The sequence below is a fragment of the Actinacidiphila epipremni genome, assembly GCF_012034175.1.
Classification (GTDB): Bacteria; Actinomycetota; Actinomycetes; order Streptomycetales; family Streptomycetaceae; genus Actinacidiphila; species Actinacidiphila epipremni.
The window spans coordinates 524324-544027 of record NZ_JAATEJ010000001.1 but is presented as its reverse complement, the minus strand read 5'-3'; the positions used below and the strand labels follow the sequence as shown (position 1 = coordinate 544027).

Sequence of the window (19704 nt, the reverse complement as noted above, 5' to 3'; positions counted from 1 at the left end):
GTCCGGCGAAGCCGGAAAAACCGACCCCATAGGCTGGGGGGCGTGCCAGACGCCTCTCAGCCGCCGCAGCCCCCCGCCGAACCCCTCCGCGGGGAGCACTCCGCGACGCTGCGCAGGCTGGAGAAGTCCGCCGGGAGGCTCGCCGCCAAGGCGATCGCCCGGATGGATGAGTCGCTGCCGTGGTACAGGGCGATGCCGCCGGAGAACCGCTCCTGGATCGGCCTGGTCGCCCAGGCGGGCATCGCCGCCTTCACCGAGTGGTTCCGGCACCCCGAGGCGCCGCAGGCGATCAGCACGGACGTGTTCGGCACCGCGCCGCGCGAGCTGACCCGGGCGATCTCGCTGCGGCAGACCGTGGAGATGGTGCGCACCACGATCGAGGTCATGGAGGGCGCGATCGACGAGGTCGCCGCCCCCGGCGACGAGTCGGTGCTGCGCGAGGCGCTGCTGGTCTACGCGCGGGAGATCGCCTTCGCCACCGCGCAGGTGTACGCGCAGGCCGCCGAGGCGCGCGGCGCGTGGGACGCCCGGCTGGAGTCGCTGGTGGTCAACGCGGTGCTGTCCGGCGAGGCCGACGAGGGCGTGCTGTCGCGCGCGGCGGCGCTGGGCTGGAACTCGCCGGACAAGATCGTGGTGGTGCTCGGCACCGCGCCCAACGGCGACAGCGAGCTGACCGTGGAGGCGATCCGCCGGGCCTCCCGGCACGCCAAGCTCCAGGTGCTCACCGGCGTCCTGGGCGAGCGGCTGGTCGTGGTGGCCGGCGGCGACGGCGATCCCGTCAAGGTGGCGAAGGCGCTGATCGGGCCGTTCGCGCCGGGCCCCGTGGTGGCGGGCCCGGTGGTCGGCGACCTGTTGTCGGCGACGCGCTCGGCGCAGGCCGCGGCGGCTGGCCTGCGGGCCTGCCACGCCTGGCCGGACGCGCCGCGCCCGGTGTCCTCCGACGACCTGCTGCCGGAGCGGGCGATGGCCGGCGACCGGCAGGCCCGTGAGCAGTTGGTGGAGGAGATCTACAGGCCCCTGGAGGAAGCGGGCTCCGCGCTGCTGGAGACGCTGAGTGTCTATCTGGAGCAGGCGTCCTCCCTGGAGGGGGCCGCGCGGATGCTGTTCGTGCACCCCAATACCGTTCGCTACCGGCTGCGACGTGTGACCGATGTCACCGGTTGGTCACCCTCCGATGTCCGTTCGGCGTTCACCCTGCGCATCGCCCTGATCCTCGGCAGGCTGTCCGAAACGGAGCGGCCTGGTTAGGGGTTTGTTGGACACCCACAAATCACCTGACAGTTCTTGGTCCCTGTCCCCACGGGCGGTCGGCCCCGCCCGCGAGAGAGAGTGTGAACGTGCTCGTACTCGTCGCTCCCGGCCAGGGCGCCCAGACGCCCGGCTTCCTCGCCCCCTGGCTCGAACTCCCCGGCGCCGCCGACCGTGTCGCCGGCTTCTCCGACGCGGCCGGACTCGACCTGGCCCGCTACGGCACCACCGCGGACGCGGACGAGATCCGCGACACCAAGGTCGCCCAGCCGCTGCTGGTGGCGGCCGGCCTGCTCTCGGCGGGCGAGCTCGGCGTGACGCCGGACGCGGTCGCCGGCCACAGCGTCGGCGAGATCACCGCCGCGGTGCTCGCCGGCGTGCTGTCCGCCGATGACGCCATGACGTTCGTGGCGGCCCGCGGCCGGGCCATGGCCGACGCCGCCGCCGTCACCGCGACGGGGATGTCCGCGGTGCTGGGCGGCGACCCGGACGCGGTCGTGGCGCACCTGGCGGGCCTCGGCCTGACCCCGGCCAACGTCAACGGCGCCGGCCAGATCGTGGCCGCCGGCACCATGGAGCAGCTGGCCGCGCTCGCCGAGAACCGGCCCGAGAAGGCCCGGGTGATCGCGCTGAAGGTCGCCGGCGCCTTCCACACCGCCCACATGGCCCCCGCCGTCGCGACGCTGGAGGCACTTGCCCCGTCGCTGACGGTTTCCGACCCTTCGCTGCCGTATGTTTCCAACACCGACGGGCAAGCTGTGGACAGCGGCGCCGAGGTCGTACGCCGGCTCGTCGCGCAGGTGTCCCATCCGGTCCGCTGGGATCTGTGCATGGAGACGTTCAAGGAGCGCGGCGTCACCGCGATCATCGAGGTCTCGCCGGGCGGGACGCTGGTGGGCCTCGCCAAGCGGGCGCTGCCCGGGGTGCGGACGCTGGCGCTGAAGACCCCCGACGACCTGGAAGCGGCCCGCGCGCTGGTCGCGGAGCTCGCGCAGTCCGCGGCCGACACCGCCACCGGGCCCGCGGCCGACGCCGCCGTGCCCGCGACCGTGCCTGCGGCCGTACCCGAAGCCCCCGCCGAACAGGAGCCGTTGCAGCGATGACAGCGAAGATCAGCCCGAGCAAGGGCTCCCCGTACGCGCGGATCCTCGGTGTGGGCGGCTACCGCCCGAGCCGCGTGGTGCCCAACGAGGTGATCCTGGAGCACATCGACTCCAGCGACGAGTGGATCCGCTCGCGGTCCGGCATCGCCAGCCGGCACTGGGCGGGCCCGGACGAGACCGTCGCCGAGATGTCGATCGCCGCGGGCGGCAAGGCCGTCGCGGACGCCGGGATCAGCGCCTCGGACATCGACGCCGTCATCGTCGCGACCGTCTCGCACTTCAAGCAGACCCCGGCCGTCGCGACCGACATCGCCTACCGCCTCGGCGCGGGCAAGCCGGCCGCCTTCGACATCTCCGCGGGCTGCGCGGGCTTCACGTACGGGCTGACGCTCGCCAAGGGCATGGTCACCGACGGCACCGCGCAGTATGTGCTGGTGATCGGCGTGGAGCGGCTGAGCGACCTCACCGACCTGGAGGACCGCGCGACGGCCTTCCTGTTCGGCGACGGCGCGGGCGCGGTCATCATCGGCCCGTCGCAGGAGCCGGCGATAGGCCCGACGGTGTGGGGCTCGGAGGGCGACAAAGCCGAGACCATCAAGCAGACACTGCCCTGGGACGTCTACCGGGACACGCCCGCCGAGCAGGTGCGCTTCCCCGCGCTCACCCAGGAGGGCCAGGCGGTCTTCCGCTGGGCGGTGTTCGAGATGGCCAAGGTCGCCCAGGAGGCGCTGGACGCCGCCGGGATCACCGCGGAGGACCTGGACGCGTTCATCCCGCACCAGGCGAACATGCGGATCATCGACTCGATGATCAAGGCGCTGAAGCTGCCCGACCATGTCGCGGTGGCCCGCGACATCGAGACCACCGGCAACACCTCCGCCGCGTCCATTCCGCTCGCCATGGAGCGGCTGCTCGCCACCGGTGCGGCCAAGAGCGGGGACACCGCCCTGGTCATCGGGTTCGGGGCGGGTCTGGTCTATGCGGCGACTGTGGTTACTCTCCCCTAGTCACACCCCTCGCGGCGCCGCAGTCCCGCCCGCCGCGTCAACGGTTACACATCAAGGAGCGCCGTACACAATGGCCACCCAGGAAGAGATCGTCGCCGGTCTCGCCGACATCGTGAACGAGATCGCCGGCATCCCCACCGAGGACGTCAAGCTCGACAAGTCCTTCACCGACGACCTGGACGTCGACTCGCTGTCGATGGTCGAGGTCGTCGTGGCGGCCGAGGAGCAGTTCGGTGTGAAGATCCCGGACGACGACGTGAAGAACCTCAAGACGGTCGGCGACGCGGCCGACTACATCCTCAAGGCCCAGCAGAAGGCCTGACGGCGGCGGAGCCGCCCCAGGGCATCTGGGCCGAAACGATCCCGCGACCGGCTGCGCACCGCGGCCGGCGGGATCGGCAACCGGGACGACGCGCCTGTCGCCCGCCCTTCTAGAGTGGAGAGTCATTCCTGTGAGCCCGACCAATCGCACCGTGGTCGTCACCGGTATCGGAGCAACCACACCGCTGGGTGGCGACAGCGCGTCGACCTGGGAGGCGCTGCTTGCCGGCCGGTCAGGTGTGCGCCCGCTGGAACAGGACTGGGCGGCCGAGCTGCCCGTGCGGATCGCCGCGCAGATCGCCGTGGAGCCCGGGGAGGTCCTGCCCCGGCCGCTGGCCCGCAAGCTGGACCGCAGCGCGCAGTTCGCGCTGATCGCGGCGCGTGAGGCGTGGGCGGACGCCGGCTTCACCGCGAAGGCGGGCGAGGACCCGGCGGTCGACCCGGACCGGCTCGGCGCGGTCGTCGCGTCCGGCATCGGCGGGGTGACGACGCTGCTCGGGCAGTACGACGTGCTCAAGGAGCAGGGCGTCCGCAAGGTCTCCCCGCACACCGTGCCGATGCTCATGCCCAACAGCCCGGCGGCCAACGTCGGGATCGACATCAACGCGCGGGCGGGTGTCCACACCCCGGTCAGCGCGTGCGCCTCGGGCGCGGAGGCGATCGGCTACGCGGTGGAGATGATCCGCACCGGCCGCGCCGACGTCGTCGTGGCCGGCGGCACCGAGGCGGCGGTCCACCCGCTGCCCATCGTCGCCTTCGGCAACATGATGGCGATGTCCAAGAAGAACGACGACCCGCAGGGCGCCTCGCGCCCGTACGACGCGGGACGTGACGGCTTCGTGCTCGGCGAGGGCGCGGGCGTGGTCGTGCTGGAGTCCGTGGAGCACGCCAGGGCGCGCGGCGCCCGGGTGTACGCCGAGGTGATAGGGCAGGGCATCTCCGCCGACGCCCACCACATCACCCAGCCGGAGCCCACCGGGCGCGGCATCGCGGCGGCCCTGCAGCACCTGCTGGACGGCTCCGACCTCAAGCCCGCGGAGATCGTGCACGTCAACGCGCACGCGACGTCCACCCCGCAGGGTGATGTGGCGGAGATCAAGGCGCTGCGCCAGGTCTTCGGCGACGACGTGGACCACATGGCGGTGTCCGCGACGAAGTCCATGACCGGGCATCTGCTGGGCGGAGCCGGCGGCATCGAGACGGTCGCGAGCGTGCTCGCCCTCTACCACCGCATCGCCCCGCCGACCATCAACCTGGTCGACCCGGACCCGGAGGCCGACGCGGACATCGTCCGCGACAAGCCGCGCCCGCTCCCCGAGGGCTCGATCGCGGCCCTGAACGACTCCTTCGGCTTCGGCGGCCACAACGTGGTGCTGGCGCTGCGCAGCTGGCAGGTCTGAGCGACTCCTGACACGGGTGCCCCGGCCGCCATGGCCGGGGCACCCGGCGTTTTGCGGGGCCCTTTTACGGGTCCGTTTACGGGTCCCTCTACGGGGCTCTTGTGGGGCCCGGCTGGCCCTCCCAGCTCGCGAAGTAGCCGGCGGCCATGTCGTCGTTGCCGTGGCCCTGGGCCGCGGCGCGGCGGAAGCGGGCGGAGCCGGCCGCGGCGAGGTCCATGCGGACGCCGGCGGACTCGCCGGCGGCGACGACGAGGTCGAGGTCCTTGGCGGCGCCCTGGACGGTGAAGCTCGCGGTGTAGTCGCCGTCGAGGATGGCCTTGGCCTTCGTCCGCAGGTAGGCGGAGTCCATGGAGCCGCCCTCGATGGCGTCGAGGAAGCGCTGGGGGTCCACGTCGAGCGCCTTGGCCAGGGCCAGGGTCTCGCCGGTCGCGGCGGTCAGGGCCAGCACCCAGTTGTTGAGGACGAGCTTGAGCCGGCTCGCGGGGCCCTTCTCCGCGGGGCCGGGCAGCCACAGCGTACGGCCGCCGACGGCGTCGAAGACCCGGGCGGCGACCGGGCGGGCCTCCTCGGGCCCGGCGGCCAGCACGGTGAGGTCGCCGGCGTCGGCGACCGAGCGCGTACCGAGCACGGGCGAGTCGAAGAAGCGCAGGCCCAGCTCGGCGGCGCGGGCGGCGAGCACCGCCTGGGCTTCGGGCCCGACCGTGCCGGTCTGCAGCCACACCGTGCCGGCGGTGAGCGCGGGCCCGGCGGCGGTGAGCACCTCCAGGGTGGCCGGGCCGTCCATGAGCATGGTCAGCACCGCGTCGGCCTCCCGCACGGCGTCCGCGGGATTCCTGACCACCTCGATGCCGTCGGCGGCGAGCGGCTGCGCTTTGGCGACCGTGCGGTTCCACGCGCGGACCCGGTGGCCGGCGGCGGACAGGTTGCGGGCCATGCCGGCGCCCATCAGGCCGGTGCCGAGGACCGCTACGGTGAGTGAGTCGGACATGCCCGCAGGCTACGACGCGGGGTGCTCCGCGCGGCAGGGACCAAACGGGTTACCCGCCGGGCGCGCCGGGCCGGCTCGTGGGGCGTCGCGGCGTCAGACCACCTGGTGCAGCCACCGCACGGGCGCGCCCTCACCCGCGTAGCGGAACGGCTCCAGCTCGTCGTCCCACGGCTTGCCGAGCAGGCGGGCGAGTTCGGCCTCCAGGTCGGCCTCGCCCTTGCGGGCGCGCTGCATGGCGGCGCGCAGCCGGTCCTCGGGGATGAGGATGTCGCCGTGCATGCCGATGACGGCGTGGAAGATGCCGAGGTCGGGCGTGGCGCTGTAGCGCTCGCCCTCCGCGCCGGCGCACGGCTCCGCGGTGACCTCGAAGCGCAGCATCTGCCAGCCGCGCAGCGCGGACGCCAGTTTGGAGGCGGTGCCCGGTTCGCCCTGCCAGGAGAACTCGGCCCGCCATGTGCCCGGTGCCGCCGGCTGGCGGATCCAGTCCAGGCTCACGCGCACGCCGAGGACGCCCGCGACGGCCCATTCGACATGCGGGCACAGGGCGCGCGGAGCGGCGTGCACGTACAGAACACCACGTGTCGTCACCGGTACCTCCAGTGTGGGACGAGGTTCGCCTTCCCCAGCGGCCTCGCCACCCGAACCGGCTGCTCCCGGGGCAACATAGGCTTCATTCTGCACTATTCGCACTATTCGCGGCAAACAGGACAACGCCTGATGTTTGACGCCCGGTCACGCCCGACCTCCCGTCACCTCACCCGGGTGTCAGGGAAAAAGCTACCGTGCGGCGTCTCATAGAGCGTGACGTACCGTCGTGCTGGTAGCGGATGTCACCCACTCGTCGGAGGGAAGTGCCGTATGCGAGCCCTGCTGCGACAGGCCCTGGCGCTGGCCGCAGGTGCCGCTCTGCTGGGCGGATGCTCCGCGGGCGGCGCGCCGGACGCGGAGCGCGGTGCCACGGCCGGGTCGCCGTCCGCACACACCTCGCATTCCGCGGCGCGCCCGGTGCCCGCCGCCCCGGACGTCCCGAAGGCGCCCGCGCGGCCGTGGGACGTGCGCCCGGCGTCGGTGGCCGCGCTCGGCGACTCGATCACCCGCGGCTTCGACGCGTGCAAGCCGCTGTCGGACTGCCCGGACGTGTCCTGGGCGACCGGCTCGCGCGCGTCCGTCGACAGCCTCACCCACCGGCTCAGCGCCGCCGCGCCCGCCACACAGGGCTGGAACCTCGCGGCGACCGGCGCCCGGGTCCGCGATCTGCCGGGCCAGGCGAAGGCCGCGGCCACCCGCAGACCGGCCATGGTGACCATCCTGATCGGCGCGAACGACGCGTGCACGTCCTCGCCGGGGACGATGACGCCGGTCGCGGACTTCCGCGCCGCCTTCGCCAAGGCGCTGGACTACCTGCACCGCACGCTGCCCGCCACCCAGGTGCTGGTGGCGAGCATCCCCGACCTGGAGCACCTGTGGTCGGTGGGCCGGGGCAACGTCATCGGCGCGCAGCTGTGGAGGCTGGGCCTGTGCCCGTCGATGCTGAAGGACGCGGACTCCACCAGCGCCGCCGCGACCGCCCGCCGGGCACAGGTACGGGACCGGGTGGTGGCGTACAACGCGGCCATGGGCGACGTCTGCCGTACGTACGCGCGCTGCCGGTACGACGGCGGGGCCGTCTTCCGCTACTCCTTCGGCACGGACGAGCTGAGCGCGTGGGACTGGTTCCACCCCAACGCCAAGGGGCAGCGCGAACTGGCCGCGCTGCTGGCGGCGGTGGCGGCGAAGCCTGCGCAATAGGCGGAGCCGTGCGCCATGGGCCGAGCCGGGCGCCATGGGCCGAGCCGGGCGTAATGGGCTGCGCCCTGCACCATGGGCCGAGCCCCGCGCAAGAGGCGCAGCTTTCGGTGCGGCCTCAGGGCAGGGCGACGGTCAGGCGGGGGCCCGGGGCCGGGCCGGCCGACAGGTGGAGGGGGCCGGGTACGGGGGTCCAGGCGTGGGCGTCCTCGTCCCACTGCTCGGCGGCGCGCCGCGGCACCCGGACGACGGCCTCGGCGACCTCGCCCGGCGCGGCGCCCACGCACGCGAAGCCGGCGAGCGTGGGCGTGGGGCCGGCGCCGTCCGGGCGGTGCAGGGCCAGCCGGACCACCTCGCGGCCGGGCCTGGCGCCGGCGTTGCGGACCCGTACCGTCACCTCGGCGAGCAGCGCCGGGTCCGCGGAGGGCAGCGCGATCAGCTCCTCGTACGCCCAGGTGGTGTAGCCGAGGCCGTGCCCGAAGGGGTAGGCGGGGGCGGGCGCGCCGGGGCGCTGCCAGGCGCGGTAGCCGACGCCGAGGCCCTCGGCGTACGCGAGGACGCCGTCCTGCGGCGTCACGTCCACCACGGGCGCGTCGGCCAGCCGGGCGGGCCAGGTCGTGGGGAGCCGGCCGCCGGGCTCCTCGGCGCCGAGCAGGACGTCGGCGAGCGCGGCGCCGCCCTCCTGGCCGGGGAACCAGCACACCAGCACCGCCGCGACGTCCTCGCGCCACGGGAGTTCCACCGGGGCGCCGGCGTTGACGACGACCACGGTCCGCGGGTTCACCGCGGCGACCCGCGCGACGAGTTCGTCCTGCCGTCCGGGCAGCCGCAGGTCGCGGCGGTCGAATCCCTCGGACTCCACGCGCTCGGTCGTGCCGACCACGACCACCGCGGTGTGCGCGGCGGCAGCCGCCGCGACGGCCTCGGCGATCATCTCCTCGGCGTCGCGCTCGGGTTCGGCGTGCAGCAGGCCGAAGGCGACTGCGGGCAGCGGGAGTTCGGGGCCCTTCGGCGGCTGGTGCAGCAGGCTCACCCCGACCGGCTCGCCCGCGGTGAGCGGGACGGTGCCGCGCTGCGTGGGGGTGCCGAAGAACGCCTCGAAGGGGTCGCCGTGCGGGTCGTACTGCGGGCCCTCGAAGAGCGTGCGGCCGGCGACGGTGAGGGCGAAGCCGCCGGTGCCGCGGGTGCCGAAGCGGTGCTCGCCGGAGACGGCGGGGGTGAAGGTGCCGCGGATCTCGACGGTGTGCAGGGCGTCGTAGTCGACGCCGGGCGGCATCTCGCCGAGCCACTGCACCTGGCCCAACGGCAGTGCCTCGGTGCCCAGTTCGCGCCCCGCGGCATCGCGCGCGACCGCTTCCAGCACGAAACCCCGGGCGGCGGGCGGCAGTTCGTCGCTGGGGTCGGTGCCGGGCGCGTACGCCAGCGGCGCGCCGGCGGGCAGGGCGGCGCGCAACGCGTCGAGCAGGGAGACGACATGGCCGGGGAAGACCTGCGCGGAGCCGCCGCCGAGGATGCGCGGCTCGCAGGCGGCGGTGCCCAGCAGCGCGACGCCGGCGCGTGCCGCGTCGCCCTCCAGCGGCAGGACGGGCGCGCCGCCCTCCGCGGGCTCGTTGCGCAGCAGCACGCAGCCGCGCACCGCGATCTCCCGGGCGAGCGCGTCCCCGTCCAGCGGCGCCGGCCGCCGCCCGGGCGGTACGGCGGCGGGCGCGCCCGCGAGCAGCCCGGCGCGGGCGGCCAGCCGCAGCACCCGGCGTACGGCGGCGTCCACCAGCTCCTCGGGCACCTCCCCGGCGCGTACCGCGGCGGCGAGCGGGGGCCCGTACACGCTGTGCGGGCCGGGCATCGCGAGGTCCAGGCCGCCGCACAGGGCGCCGGCGGTGTCGCGGGCGGCGAGCCAGTCGGAGACGACGACGCCGTCATAGCCCCACTCGCCGCGCAGCACCCCGCCGATCAGCGCGGCGTGCTCGGTCATCGTCACGCCGTTCACGCGGTTGTAGGCGGCCATGACGCCCCACGGCCGGGCGGCGGCCACGATCGCCTCGAAGGGCGCGAGGTACAGCTCGCGCAGCGGGCGCTCGGCGATGCGGTTGTCGACGGTGAAGCGGTCGGTCTCGGCCTCGTTGCCGACGAAGTGCTTGACGGTGACGCCGACTCCGCCGTCCTGCACACCGCGCACGTACCCGGTGCCGATCACGCCGGTCAGCAGCGGGTCCTCGCTGTACGCCTCGAAGTGCCGGCCGCCCAGCGGGCTGCGGTGCAGGTTCACCGTGGGCGCCAGCAGGACGTGCACGCCCTTGCGGTGCGCCTCCTGCGCCAGCAACCGCCCCGCCCGGCGGGCCAGTTCGCCGTCCCAGGACGCGGCGAGCGCGGTGGGGCTGGGCAGCGCCACCGACGGGTCGTCGGCGCTCCAGCGCCGGCCGCGTACGCCCACCGGGCCGTCCGACATCACCAGTGAGCCGAGCCCGACGGCCGGCAGCGCGGGCAGCGACCACATGTCCCGGCCGGTCAGCAGCCGCGCCTTGTCGTCCAGGCCGAGGGCGCGCAGGGCCGCGTCCACGGCCCGCTCCCGTACGGCGTCGGCGGCCTGGTCCCCTTCCCCGGGGAGGGGCCGCGGGTCGTGCGCGTGAGGCGTCATCGCTCCATGCTGGCCCGGACGGCGGCGCATCGCCTGTCGTACGGTAGGTATGGATACCGATCCGTGACACGAACCGGGGGTGGCAGTGCCGAGGACCAGGAGCGACCGCGAGGGGCGGCGGGCCGAGATCATCCAGGCGGCCACCGAGGTGATCGCCGAACGCGGCTACCGGGGCGCGACGTTGGCGGCGGTCGCCGAGCGGGTGGGGCTCACGCAGCAGGGGCTCATGCACCATTTCCCCACCAAGGAGGCGCTGTTGGTGGCGGTGCTGGACGCGCGCGACCAGTGGGACACGGCGTCGGCGGCGCTGCGCGGGCCGCAGGCGTGGCCGCTGGACGTGCTGGCGGACCTCGTGGAGTACAACGCGACCCGGCCCGGCATTGTGCAGGCCTTCACCGTCCTGGTCGGCGACAGCGTCACCGAGGGCCACCCGGCGCAGGCGCACTTCCGCGAGCGGTACGCCCGGGTGCGGGCCGGCGGCGCGGACGCGCTGCGTGCGGCGCACGGCGAGCGGCTCCCCGGCGGGCTCACGCCCGAGCGGGCCGCGACCCTCCTCGCCGCCGTCATGGACGGCCTCCAGATCCAGTGGCTGCTCGATCCGGAGGCCGTCGACATGCCGGGCGCCTTCCGCGACTTCCTGGGCCTGCTCGGCTCGGTCACCGCCACCGAGCCGTAGCCCGGCGGGAGTTGGGGGCTACTCCGGCAGGGCGACCACGGTCTTGCCGGTGGTGTCGCCGCGCAGCATCGCCAGGAACGCCTCGACGGCGTTGTCGATGCCCTCGATGACCGTCTCGCGGTAGCGCAGCCGGCCGTCGTGCAGCCAGGCGGTGACGTCGCGGCGGAAGTCGGCGGCGAGGTCGAAGTGGTCGGTGACCAGGAAGCCGCGCAAGGTGGCGCGCTTGCCGATGAGTTGGCGCAGGTTGCGGGGGCCGGGGGCCGGCTCGGTGTCGTTGTAGCCGGAGATGGCCCCGCACAGCGCCGCGCGGGCGTTCAGGCGCATCGCGGAGATCGCCGCCTCCAGGTGGTCGCCGCCGACGTTGTCGAAGTAGACGTCGATGCCGTCGGGTGCGGCGGCGGCCAACTGCTCGGCCACGGGCGCCTTCTTGTAGTTGAAGGCGGCGTCGAAGCCGTACTCCTCCACCAGCAGCGCGCACTTGGCGTCCGAGCCCGCGCTGCCGACGACCCGGGAGGCGCCCAGCAGCCGGGCCATCTGCCCGGCCTGGCTGCCGACCGCGCCCGCCGCGCCGGAGACGAACACGATGTCCCCCGAGCGCAGTTCGGCGGTGCGCACGAGCCCGGCGTACGCGGTCAGCCCCGTCCCGCCGAGCACCCCGAGGTAGGCCGGCAGCGGCGCGAGTTCGGGCTCGACCCGGGTGGCCTGCGCGGCGTCCACGACCGCGTACTCGCGCCAGCCGAGGTTGTGCACGACATGGTCGCCCGGCGCGAGCCCGTCCCCCGACGAGGCGACGACCCGGCCCACCGCGCGCCCGTGCATGGCCTCGCCGAGCGCGTACGGCGCCGCGTACGACTTCTCCTCGCTCATCCGGCCGCGCATGTACGGGTCGACGGACAGGTAGAGGTTGCGGACCAGCACCTGGCCGGGGCCCGGTTCGGGCAGCGGGGTCTCGGCGAGGGTGAAGTCGGCGGGCGTCGGGGTGCCGTGCGGGCGGGCGGCCAGCCGCCATTCGCGGACGGTGGACGGGAGCGTGGTCATGGGTGGCGTCTCCTAGGACCGGGGCGGGGCGCATCGAGCTGCCCACCTTGCCGCACCGGGGCCTCGAAGGTCCCGCGACCCCCCGGGCGGGCGGCTACTGGCACCACCACAGGACCTGCTTGCAGGTCGGCGAGGGTGACGGGTGGGGGGTGCGGCTCGGCTTCGGCGAGGACGTCGGGGTGCCGCCCGTCGCGGTCGGCCGCGGCGCGGCGGTCGCGGTGGGCGGCGGCGCGGTGGTGCTCGCCGGGGGCGGCGCGCTCTGGCTGCCGGGGGTGTCCGTCGGGCTCGCCGTGCGGTGCTTGCCGGGCGAGGCGGGGCCGTGGCTGGGCTGCGCGGCGGGATCGGCGGTGTCCGGCGCGCTGGTGCTGGTCGGCAGGTGCGGGATGTCGGGGACGTCGGGCGCGGGGGTGCCGTCGCCGGGGTCGCCGCCGGACAGGGCGGCCATCGAGAACATCGCCAGCGCCCCCACCACGGCGACCGCGCCCACCCCGTAGATGGCCGCGCGCTGCTGCCGCCCGCGGGTACGGCGCCGCTTGCGGCCACGCGCGGCGGCCCGCCCGCCGCCCGGCCGTAGCGCGCTGTCGTCGTCGGCGTCGCCGTCGCGGACCAGCGGCAGCTGCGCGGTCTCGCCGACCTGCGGCAGCTGCAACCGGTCCGCGGGCGTGCCGCACCCCGGGCAGGAGAAGGCGCCGTTGAGGTGGCGCCGGCACGCGTAGCAGTAGTCCATGGCGCTTGGACCTTATGGGACTGCTGTGGCGTGACGAAACCCCGGGGTTCCGCTTGCCCCGCCTTTGCCGGGAAACTCCCACGGCCGGTACAGGGCGCAATCACCGCAGGCCAGACACCTCCCGCGGACTGTCCCGTTCGTGACAGACCGGCGCGGATGCGCCTTCCCGGGAGGCCGACCGGCCGACGGTCTGCGGGGCGTCCTCCGCGTGCCTCACGTGCCCGGTCCCGAGCACACCGAGGTCAGGCCCGTCGTCTCGGCGTGGGCTCTGACGCTGGCGTCGTCCAGCGCCCGGAGCTCGTCGTCGAGGGCGGACGGCTCGGCGAGGTAGCGCAGCACGGCGAGGGCGAAGGCGTCGCGTACGGCGGAGGGCATCGCGTCGGAGGCGTCGTAGCAGCGCACCACGCCGGGGTCGCGCAGCGTGCCGGCGATCCGGCCGGCGGTGGAGTCGCCGCCGGGGTAGCCGGCCAGCACGGTGTGCTGCACGGAGAAGCCCGCCTGCGTCCCGGCCCAGGCGCGTTGGGCCTGCTCGGAGGCCAGGAAGGCGATGAGCCGGTGGGACTGCGGGGTGTCGTGCAGCACGGCCGCGAGGTCGCCGGAGACCTCCCAGCGCGGCGCGGCCGAGGTGTCCGCGCCGGGGATGACGTCGGCGGAGTGCACGAAGTCGCGGGTGCCGCGGGCGAAGGACGCCTGGTGCTCCAGCTCGCACCCCGAACCCGGCGTCGTGGCCCTCTTCGCGGCGTCGTCGTAGGAGGAGGTCAACGCCGTTCGGGCGTAGGGTGCTTGGCCCGCGCCGACCATCTGCCCCCAGGTGGTCCAGGCGCGGCGGACCGCCCGGTCGGTCCACTTGCGGGTGCCGTTCACCCATTCCCGGTAGACGGCGGGGCCGCTCTGCTGGAGCAGGATGTCCTCGATCCAGTCCGAGCCGGGCCAGCCGGAGGTCGCGTCCGACGCCATGCCCAGGCACCAACTGGCGGGCGTACGTGCGGCCTTGGGCACGCCGGCCGCCGTCACGCGGGCCGGCGGGTACCACACGGTGCTCTTCAGGTCCGTCTTGATCGGCACCCAGTACGTGTGCGCGACGCCGTCGGGGCCGGTGACCTTCGGCACCCACGTCGGGGCGAAGCCGGCCGGCCGCACCACGTCGTCCAGCGGTGCCAGCAGGCCCTTGCCGGCGTATCCGGCGAGTTCGCCGGGCCCGGGCAGCACCGCGACGTCCGGCGGCGTCCCGGACTGCACGTCGGCGGTCAGCACCTGGCTCTCGGCCGAACTGCCCTGGTAGACCACGTGGATGTGGTACTTGCGCTCGAAGGTGTCGATGACCTGCCGCTGGAACTCCTCCTGTTCGCTGCCGGTCCAGTTGGCCAGCAGGGTGACCGAGCCGTGCCAGCCGGTGGCCTGGACGGCGTAGGTGCCCGCGCCGGCGAGCAGCACCAGGCAGCCGGCGACGGCGGCCAGCGCGCGGGGCCGCGGCAGCCGGCTGCGCCGGGTCGCGGCGGCCCGGACCCGGCTCACCCGGTATTCGCTGATGCGCGGCTGGAGGCCCAGCAGCACCAGCGCGGCAAGGAGCAGGCCGCCGGCCCAGATCCAGTCCGCGGCGGCGGCCCGAAAGCCCGTGCCGGCCAGCCGCGCGGCGACCGCGGCGCCGGCCTTGGGGATGGCGTCGCCCTTCAGCGCGGGCGTCAACTGGTCGCGCGCGTAGGCCAGTGCGGCCCGGGTGAGGACGGTGAAGACGGCCAGCGCGACCGCGCCGCCGGCCAGCAGCAGCACCGCGAGCGCGAGCGGCGGGTTCCACCGGTGGCGGAAGCGGGTCCCGCTGAAGGCGTGGGCCTCGGCGAGCAGCGCCAGCAGCACGAGGGTGAGCACGGCCGCGAAGCTCCACTCCGCCCACAGCAGCGGCCCGAAGTCGCTCTGCCGGCGCAGCACTTCCTGCTGCTCGGCCCGCAGTTCGACGAGCCGCCCCATGATCGTGGCGTCGGCGGCGGAGCCGGCGGACTGCGTGCCCAGCATGTCCGTTGCGTACTGGAGGTAGGCGGTCTGCAGCACCGAGCCGGCCGGTTGGCCGTTGGCGTCCTCGATCCAGCCGGAGTAGGTGGCGATCAGGCCGGTGACGGTCTGGATGGTCTGCCGTCCGTTCAGGCCCGTCACGTCGTCGGCGGCGGCCCGCGCGAGGCTCTGGTGGGCGACCGAGATACGGGTGAGGAAGTCGGCGCTGGAGGCGCCCTGCCGGGGGTCGATGCCGTTCTCGGCGTCGGCGAGCGCGTCGATCGCGGTGTCGACGGCGAGGATGCCGGGCACGGTGGAGGTGCGCAGCGGGTCCGCGTCGGCGTGCACGCCCTGGAAGGCGTGGTGGAGGGCGGTGCAGGCCAGCACGGCGAGCACGAGCAACGCCAGGCGGCGCCGGGTCAGTTCGCGCAGGGTGCCGCTGCGCGGGGAGGTCCGCCCTGTGCCTTCCGGGGCGGCGGCTGCGTCGTCGGCCGGGCCGGGCGCCCTACGGGCCGCGAGGCGGCGCAGGCGGGAGCCGAGCGGGGCGCGGGGCGGCGGCACGGGGGCCTGGACGGTGCTGCTGTCGCTCATGGCGTGGCCGCCTCCATCGGGGCGCCGCAGTTGCCGCAGAAGGCGGACTGCGCCGGGTAGCGGTGCGTGCAGCGCGGGCAGGGGACCAGGTCGCCGGCGGGGCGGGGGACGGCTGCGCGCGCGGGGCCCGCGGCGGGGCCGCGGGTGGTGTGGCTGCCGGCGGTGATGAGGTGCTGGAAGTCCACCGGGTTCACCGCGGGCCGCAGTGTGACGTCGCCGGTGGCGGCATCGTGGACCTCCACCAGCCGCCGCAGTTCGTCGAGTTGGCGCCGGGCGCCGGCCTGGTGGGCGAGCGCGACGGCCCGGCCGAGCAGCGCGGTGGCGGCGTCGGGCCGGCCGCGGTGGTAGGCGTCGGTGGCGTCGGCGACGGCGTTGCCGAGCTCCTCCCACACCTGGGCGTGCACCACTTGCGCGTCGGTGAGCGCCGACAGCACCGGGTCGTCCGTCCAGTGCACCATGAGCGGCTGCGGGTCGGGCGGCGCGGCGCCGGAGTCCTCGGGGACGCGTACCGCGACCTCGGCGGCCAGCAGGTCCTCGCCGCGCGCGTCCTCGGCGGGGTCGAGGGTGAGGCACAGGTGGAAGCGGCGCAGCTCGTTGCCCCAGGCGCGGGTGACGAACGCGCCGGGCTCACCGGGCTCCGCGGTCAGGGCCCGCTCGGTGGGGAAGGTCTGCTTGACGTAGCGCAGCCGGGCGCCGGGCGGCAACGCGCCCACGGTGAGGGTCAGTTCCGGTACGGCCTTGGTCAACAGGCCGCGCACCAGCGCCTCGTACGCGGCGACCAGCTCGGGCTCGGCCCGTACGGCGTCGGCGCTGCCGTGCAGGGCCTCGGCGACCCGCAGCAGCAGCCGGCCGTCCCAGTCCTGGCCGATGCCCCATGCGTCGCACACGAACTGTCCGGCGCAGTCGGCCAGTACGCCGGCCAGCGGCCGGAAGCGGTCGTGCTCGTTGCGCCCGTCGGTGAGCATCAGGACATGCCGGACCGGCGCGGGCTGCCCGGCCAGCAGCCGCCGCGCCAGGTCCAGCCAGTGGCCCAGGCATGTGCCGCCGGCCGCGACGAGGCCGTGCACGGCGGCCGTCGCCTCGGCCCTGGTCGTCGCGTCGGCCACCGCGAGGCCGCCGCCGGCGGTGGGCGGACGGCCGGTGGGCGGGTAGGCGGTGGGCGGGTAGGCGGTGGGCGGGTAGGCGGTGGCGGCCTCGTGGTTGCCGGCGATCACCGCGAACGGCGTTCCGTCCGGCAGCAGTTGCAGGGCGGCGACGGCGGCGCTCTTGGCCGCGCGGAATTTCTCCGGCGGGCGGTCCATGGAGCTGGAGCAGTCCACGGCCAGGATCTCGGCAAGCGCCGGCCCGGGCGCGGCCCCGTCCGCCCCGCTGACCTCGACGGTCGCGACGGCGTGCAGATCCCGCGCGCCGACTCCCGCGGGCAGGTATTTGTGCTGGCTGACCGTGAGACGGATCGTGGTGTCCACTGTCGCTGTGACTCCTCACCGCTGGGTTCGGTTACGGATTCCGTCCGCGCCCCGTCCGGGCCCGGCCGGCTCCCGGGCCCGGCCCGGTGCAGGCGTCCTCGCGGCCGGGTCCGGGCGCGGTCCGGCGCGGGACGGGGCTTGCCCGTGCGGCCCCGGCGGCTGCCTCGGGGTCCGGTGGTGCGCCGCTCGCGGCCGGGTCGGGGCCGGCCTCAGGCCGGGTCGCGGGAGGCCGCTCCCGTACGGGCCGCTGGTGGCCCGCCCGTGCGCTGCCGGTGGCCCGGTCGCGGGGCCCTGGCGGCCGGCTCGCGGCGTGCTCGTCCATCCCTCGCGGCCCCCTGTCCCCCCGCCTCACACCCAGCTCTCCGGGCGTACGGCGTAGGCGCGGTCGAGGAGTTCGGCGCGCAGCGCGGGCGGGGCCTGGGCGACCAGGGCGCGCAGCGACTTCTCCAGCAGCGCGCACAGTGCCCGCAGGCTCGCCGCGCCCTCGAAGGCGGGGCCGGCCGGGAGCGCGGGGAAGTCGGGCCGGGCGGGGCGGCGGCCGAGCGCGTACCGCCACAGCGGGGGGCGCTCGGGGGCGGGGCGGCCGGCCAGGACGTTCTCGCGGATCTCGGCGAGCAGCCGCTCCCACGCGTCGTCGCGCGGCAGTCCGGCGAGCCGGTCGACGGCGAGCAGCAGGTCGCCGCGGCCGGGCGCGGCGCCGGCCACCCGGCCGGTGAGCACCCGTATCGCGGCGATACGGGCGGCGTCGTAGTGCCGGGAGGTCGTCGGGACCTGGTCGAGGAAGCCGACGGCGCCGGCGCGGTCGCCGTGCCGCAGCCGGAGCCGGGCGAGCCCGAAGGCGGCGCTGGTCTGCGAGCGGTCCCGCTCCCACACCGCGGTGTAGTAGGCGGCGCTCTCCTCCTCCGCCCGCGCCTCGGCCTCCCGCGCGGCGGCGTGCTCTTGCGCCGCCTCGGGCCCCGGGGACGGCTGGGCGGGGCGTCCGCGCAGGTGCTCGGCGCAGTAGCCGAGCGCGAGCTTGGGCGCCCACTCGCCGGGCACGGTCGCGTAGACGGCGGCGAACTCGCCCTCGGCCTCGCGTACTTGCCCGCGCATCAGGTGCAGCAGCCCGCGGTGCCACGGCGGGCGCCAGTCGTAGCCGGCGACGTCCGGGCCCATCAGCCGTACCGCCTCGGCGAGCCATTCCTCGGCGGCCCTGCGGGCCGGCTCCCCCGCCGGGCCCGGCTCGCTGTGCAGCGCGTAGGAGCGGGACAGCCACAGCGCGGACTCGACCGTGCGCAGGCCGGGGTCCTGCCTGACCCGCTCGGCGGTGCGCGCCGGTGCGTCGCCGGCGAGTTGGCCGAGCAGGGTGTGCGTGGGGTCGTCGCGGTCGGCGATCGGTCCCGGCAGGCAGCGGGCGGTCTCCTGCGGGTCGGGCGGGCCGACGGCGAGGTCGGGCGGCGGGCCGCCTGCGGGCCGGTCGGTCCAGTGGGTGAGCGGCGGGACGGTGCCCAGGGCGGCGCCGAAGAGCGCGGCGGTCGGCTCGAAGCGGGTGGAGCGCTCGGGGTAGCGCTCGCCGCGGCCGAGCGCGCGGTGCTCGCGCAGCACCTCCCACAGCTGGCGGGACATCTGCCCGGCGGAGGTGAAGCGGGCGGCGGGCTCGTCGTGGGTGGCGCGGCCGATGAGCCGTTCGAAGGAGCGGGCGGCGAGCCCGGCGGGCGGGGCGGCGCGGCGGGCGAGCGCTTCGAGGGTGCGGCCGACGGTGAACAGGTCGCTGTCGACGGCGAATCCGCGCTCCTCGCGCTCGCGGCGCTGCGGCGCGTACCACGGCGTGTAGACCAGGGCGCTGGTCCTGTCGTCGGTCCTGCGGACCGCGCCGAGATCGATGATCTTGATCTCGCGGTCGTAGTGGATGACGTTCTCCGGCTTCATGTCGCAGTAGAGCAGGCCCTGTTCGTGCAGGTACTCCAGCGCGCCGAGGATCTTGCAGCCGTACGTGACGACGTGGTCGAGCGCGAAAGGCTCGCCGAACAGGTCGGCCAACTCCTCGTCGGAGGCGGCCAGGAGCTGGTCGAGCGGCCGGCCGGCGACGTACTCCATGACGATGTAGTCGGCGGGTTCGGCCTCGCCGTCCGCGGGGTGCCGCTTGGAGCCGATGATGCGGACGAGGTCGCGGTGGTGCAGCGTGGTCAGCGAGCGCCGCTCCTCGACGGCCTTGCGGCGGGCCGCCGCGTCCTGCGTGTTGAGCAGCGACTTGAGGACGACGCGCTGGTCGGGCAGCTCCAGGTCCTTGGCGAGGTAGACCCAGCCGGTGCCGCCGGGCGCGAGGTAGCCGAGCACTTCGTACTGCCCGGCGACGACGTCCCCGGGGCCGAGTTGCGGGCGCAGGTCGTAGGGGGAGCCGCAGATGAGGCAGAAGCCCTTGTCGGGCGGCGGCTCGTCGCCGTACGGGATGCCGATGACGCCGGGGCATTCGGGGGTGCCGCAACTGCGCCCGCCCTCGGGGCGCTTGGCGGTGGGGCGGACCGCCTGCTCGTCCGAGGGCGAGGCGACGGCGGGGAGTTGGACGAGGCCGTCCCGGTCGAGCGGGGCGGGGCTGCGCGGGGCGGCGGGTCGGCCGGTCCCGGCGCCGGGGGCGGGGCGCGGCCCGGGGGCGGCGGGGGCCGTGGCTGCGGCGGGCGGGCGGCGGCGGCAGGTGCCGCAGAAGCCGGTGGCGGTGATCATGCCGGTGCAGGGCACGCGGGGGCACGGGCTGCC

Annotated in this window: 15 protein-coding genes; 7 read left to right on the top strand and 8 right to left on the bottom strand. The window is 75.3% G+C overall.

Annotated elements, in window-relative coordinates; all coding sequences use genetic code 11:
* Positions 1-33 precede the first annotated feature (33 nt).
* The 5 genes from HCN08_RS02210 to fabF all read left to right on the top strand — a co-directional run bounded on the left by HCN08_RS02210 (position 34) and on the right by fabF (position 5079).
* Entirely contained in the window at positions 34-1248 is a 1215-nt protein-coding gene (locus HCN08_RS02210) for a PucR family transcriptional regulator (RefSeq protein ID WP_407648655.1), read from the top strand.
* Between the two features lie 89 nt (positions 1249-1337).
* On the top strand, positions 1338-2351 hold the full coding sequence (locus HCN08_RS02205; protein WP_167981070.1) for an ACP S-malonyltransferase: 1014 nt from the start codon (positions 1338-1340) through the stop codon (positions 2349-2351).
* Positions 2348-3358, top strand: coding sequence for a ketoacyl-ACP synthase III (locus HCN08_RS02200; RefSeq protein WP_167981069.1), 1011 nt, complete (start codon positions 2348-2350; stop codon positions 3356-3358). The genes HCN08_RS02205 and HCN08_RS02200 overlap by 4 nt, the downstream gene beginning before the upstream one ends.
* 70 nt (positions 3359-3428) lie before the next feature.
* Entirely contained in the window at positions 3429-3680 is a 252-nt protein-coding gene (locus HCN08_RS02195) for an acyl carrier protein (protein ID WP_167981068.1), read from the top strand.
* 130 nt (positions 3681-3810) lie between these two features.
* A complete protein-coding gene (fabF, locus tag HCN08_RS02190) occupies positions 3811-5079 on the top strand; it encodes a beta-ketoacyl-ACP synthase II (protein WP_167981067.1) in 1269 nt (422 codons plus the stop codon).
* An 88-nt stretch (positions 5080-5167) separates the two neighbouring features.
* Here the strand turns inward: fabF and HCN08_RS02185 are convergent, their stop codons facing one another.
* Together HCN08_RS02185 and HCN08_RS02180 are read right to left on the bottom strand one after the other, a co-directional pair.
* The gene (locus tag HCN08_RS02185) at positions 5168-6067 is read right to left on the bottom strand and encodes an NAD(P)-dependent oxidoreductase (RefSeq protein WP_167981066.1); all 900 of its coding nucleotides are present in this window, start codon (positions 6065-6067) and stop codon (positions 5168-5170) included.
* Between the two features lie 93 nt (positions 6068-6160).
* Positions 6161-6655, bottom strand: coding sequence for a DUF3145 domain-containing protein (locus tag HCN08_RS02180; RefSeq protein ID WP_167981065.1), 495 nt, complete (start codon positions 6653-6655; stop codon positions 6161-6163).
* A gap of 270 nt (positions 6656-6925) precedes the next feature.
* Here HCN08_RS02180 and HCN08_RS02175 point away from each other — a divergent pair, with 270 nt between their 5' ends.
* The gene (locus HCN08_RS02175) at positions 6926-7855 is read left to right on the top strand and encodes an SGNH/GDSL hydrolase family protein (RefSeq protein WP_167981064.1); all 930 of its coding nucleotides are present in this window, start codon (positions 6926-6928) and stop codon (positions 7853-7855) included.
* A gap of 115 nt (positions 7856-7970) precedes the next feature.
* On the opposite strand, the gene HCN08_RS02170 is transcribed toward HCN08_RS02175, so the two are convergent.
* Positions 7971-10487: a glycoside hydrolase family 3 C-terminal domain-containing protein gene (locus HCN08_RS02170; protein ID WP_167981063.1), complete on the bottom strand. Its 2517-nt coding sequence runs from the start codon at positions 10485-10487 to the stop codon at positions 7971-7973.
* 79 nt (positions 10488-10566) lie between these two features.
* On the opposite strand from HCN08_RS02170, the gene HCN08_RS02165 reads away from it, so the two are divergent.
* A complete protein-coding gene (locus HCN08_RS02165; RefSeq protein ID WP_167981062.1) occupies positions 10567-11163 on the top strand; it encodes a TetR/AcrR family transcriptional regulator in 597 nt (198 codons plus the stop codon).
* An 18-nt stretch (positions 11164-11181) separates the two neighbouring features.
* Here the strand turns inward: HCN08_RS02165 and HCN08_RS02160 are convergent, their stop codons facing one another.
* From HCN08_RS02160 to HCN08_RS02140, 5 genes are all read right to left on the bottom strand, one after another.
* Positions 11182-12201, bottom strand: a complete 1020-nt coding sequence (locus HCN08_RS02160) for an NADP-dependent oxidoreductase (protein ID WP_167981061.1) — start codon at positions 12199-12201, stop codon at positions 11182-11184.
* Between the two features lie 94 nt (positions 12202-12295).
* Entirely contained in the window at positions 12296-12928 is a 633-nt protein-coding gene (locus HCN08_RS02155; protein WP_167981060.1) for an SCO2400 family protein, read from the bottom strand.
* 213 nt (positions 12929-13141) lie between these two features.
* Entirely contained in the window at positions 13142-15505 is a 2364-nt protein-coding gene (locus HCN08_RS02150) for an ABC transporter substrate-binding protein (protein WP_240969661.1), read from the bottom strand.
* Entirely contained in the window at positions 15502-16971 is a 1470-nt protein-coding gene (locus HCN08_RS02145; protein WP_167981059.1) for a VWA domain-containing protein, read from the bottom strand. The genes HCN08_RS02150 and HCN08_RS02145 overlap by 4 nt, the downstream gene beginning before the upstream one ends.
* Before the next feature lie 348 nt (positions 16972-17319).
* On the bottom strand, positions 17320-19671 hold the full coding sequence (locus tag HCN08_RS02140; protein WP_240969660.1) for a tetratricopeptide repeat protein: 2352 nt from the start codon (positions 19669-19671) through the stop codon (positions 17320-17322).
* Positions 19672-19704 lie beyond the last annotated feature (33 nt).

Excerpts from the sequence above, each read along its gene's own strand:
- HCN08_RS02175 (WP_167981064.1), top strand. The coding sequence starts at position 6,926 with ATGCGAGCCCTGCTGCGACAGGCCCTGGCGCTGGCCGCAGGTGCCGCT.
- HCN08_RS02170 (WP_167981063.1), bottom strand. The coding sequence starts at position 10,487 with ATGACGCCTCACGCGCACGACCCGCGGCCCCTCCCCGGGGAAGGGGAC.
- HCN08_RS02185 (WP_167981066.1), bottom strand. The coding sequence starts at position 6,067 with ATGTCCGACTCACTCACCGTAGCGGTCCTCGGCACCGGCCTGATGGGC.
- HCN08_RS02160 (WP_167981061.1), bottom strand. The coding sequence starts at position 12,201 with ATGACCACGCTCCCGTCCACCGTCCGCGAATGGCGGCTGGCCGCCCGC.
- HCN08_RS02150 (WP_240969661.1), bottom strand. The coding sequence starts at position 15,505 with ATGAGCGACAGCAGCACCGTCCAGGCCCCCGTGCCGCCGCCCCGCGCC.
- HCN08_RS02155 (WP_167981060.1), bottom strand. The coding sequence starts at position 12,928 with ATGGACTACTGCTACGCGTGCCGGCGCCACCTCAACGGCGCCTTCTCC.
- HCN08_RS02200 (WP_167981069.1), top strand. The coding sequence starts at position 2,348 with ATGACAGCGAAGATCAGCCCGAGCAAGGGCTCCCCGTACGCGCGGATC.
- HCN08_RS02140 (WP_240969660.1), bottom strand. The coding sequence starts at position 19,671 with ATGATCACCGCCACCGGCTTCTGCGGCACCTGCCGCCGCCGCCCGCCC.
- HCN08_RS02195 (WP_167981068.1), top strand. The coding sequence starts at position 3,429 with ATGGCCACCCAGGAAGAGATCGTCGCCGGTCTCGCCGACATCGTGAAC.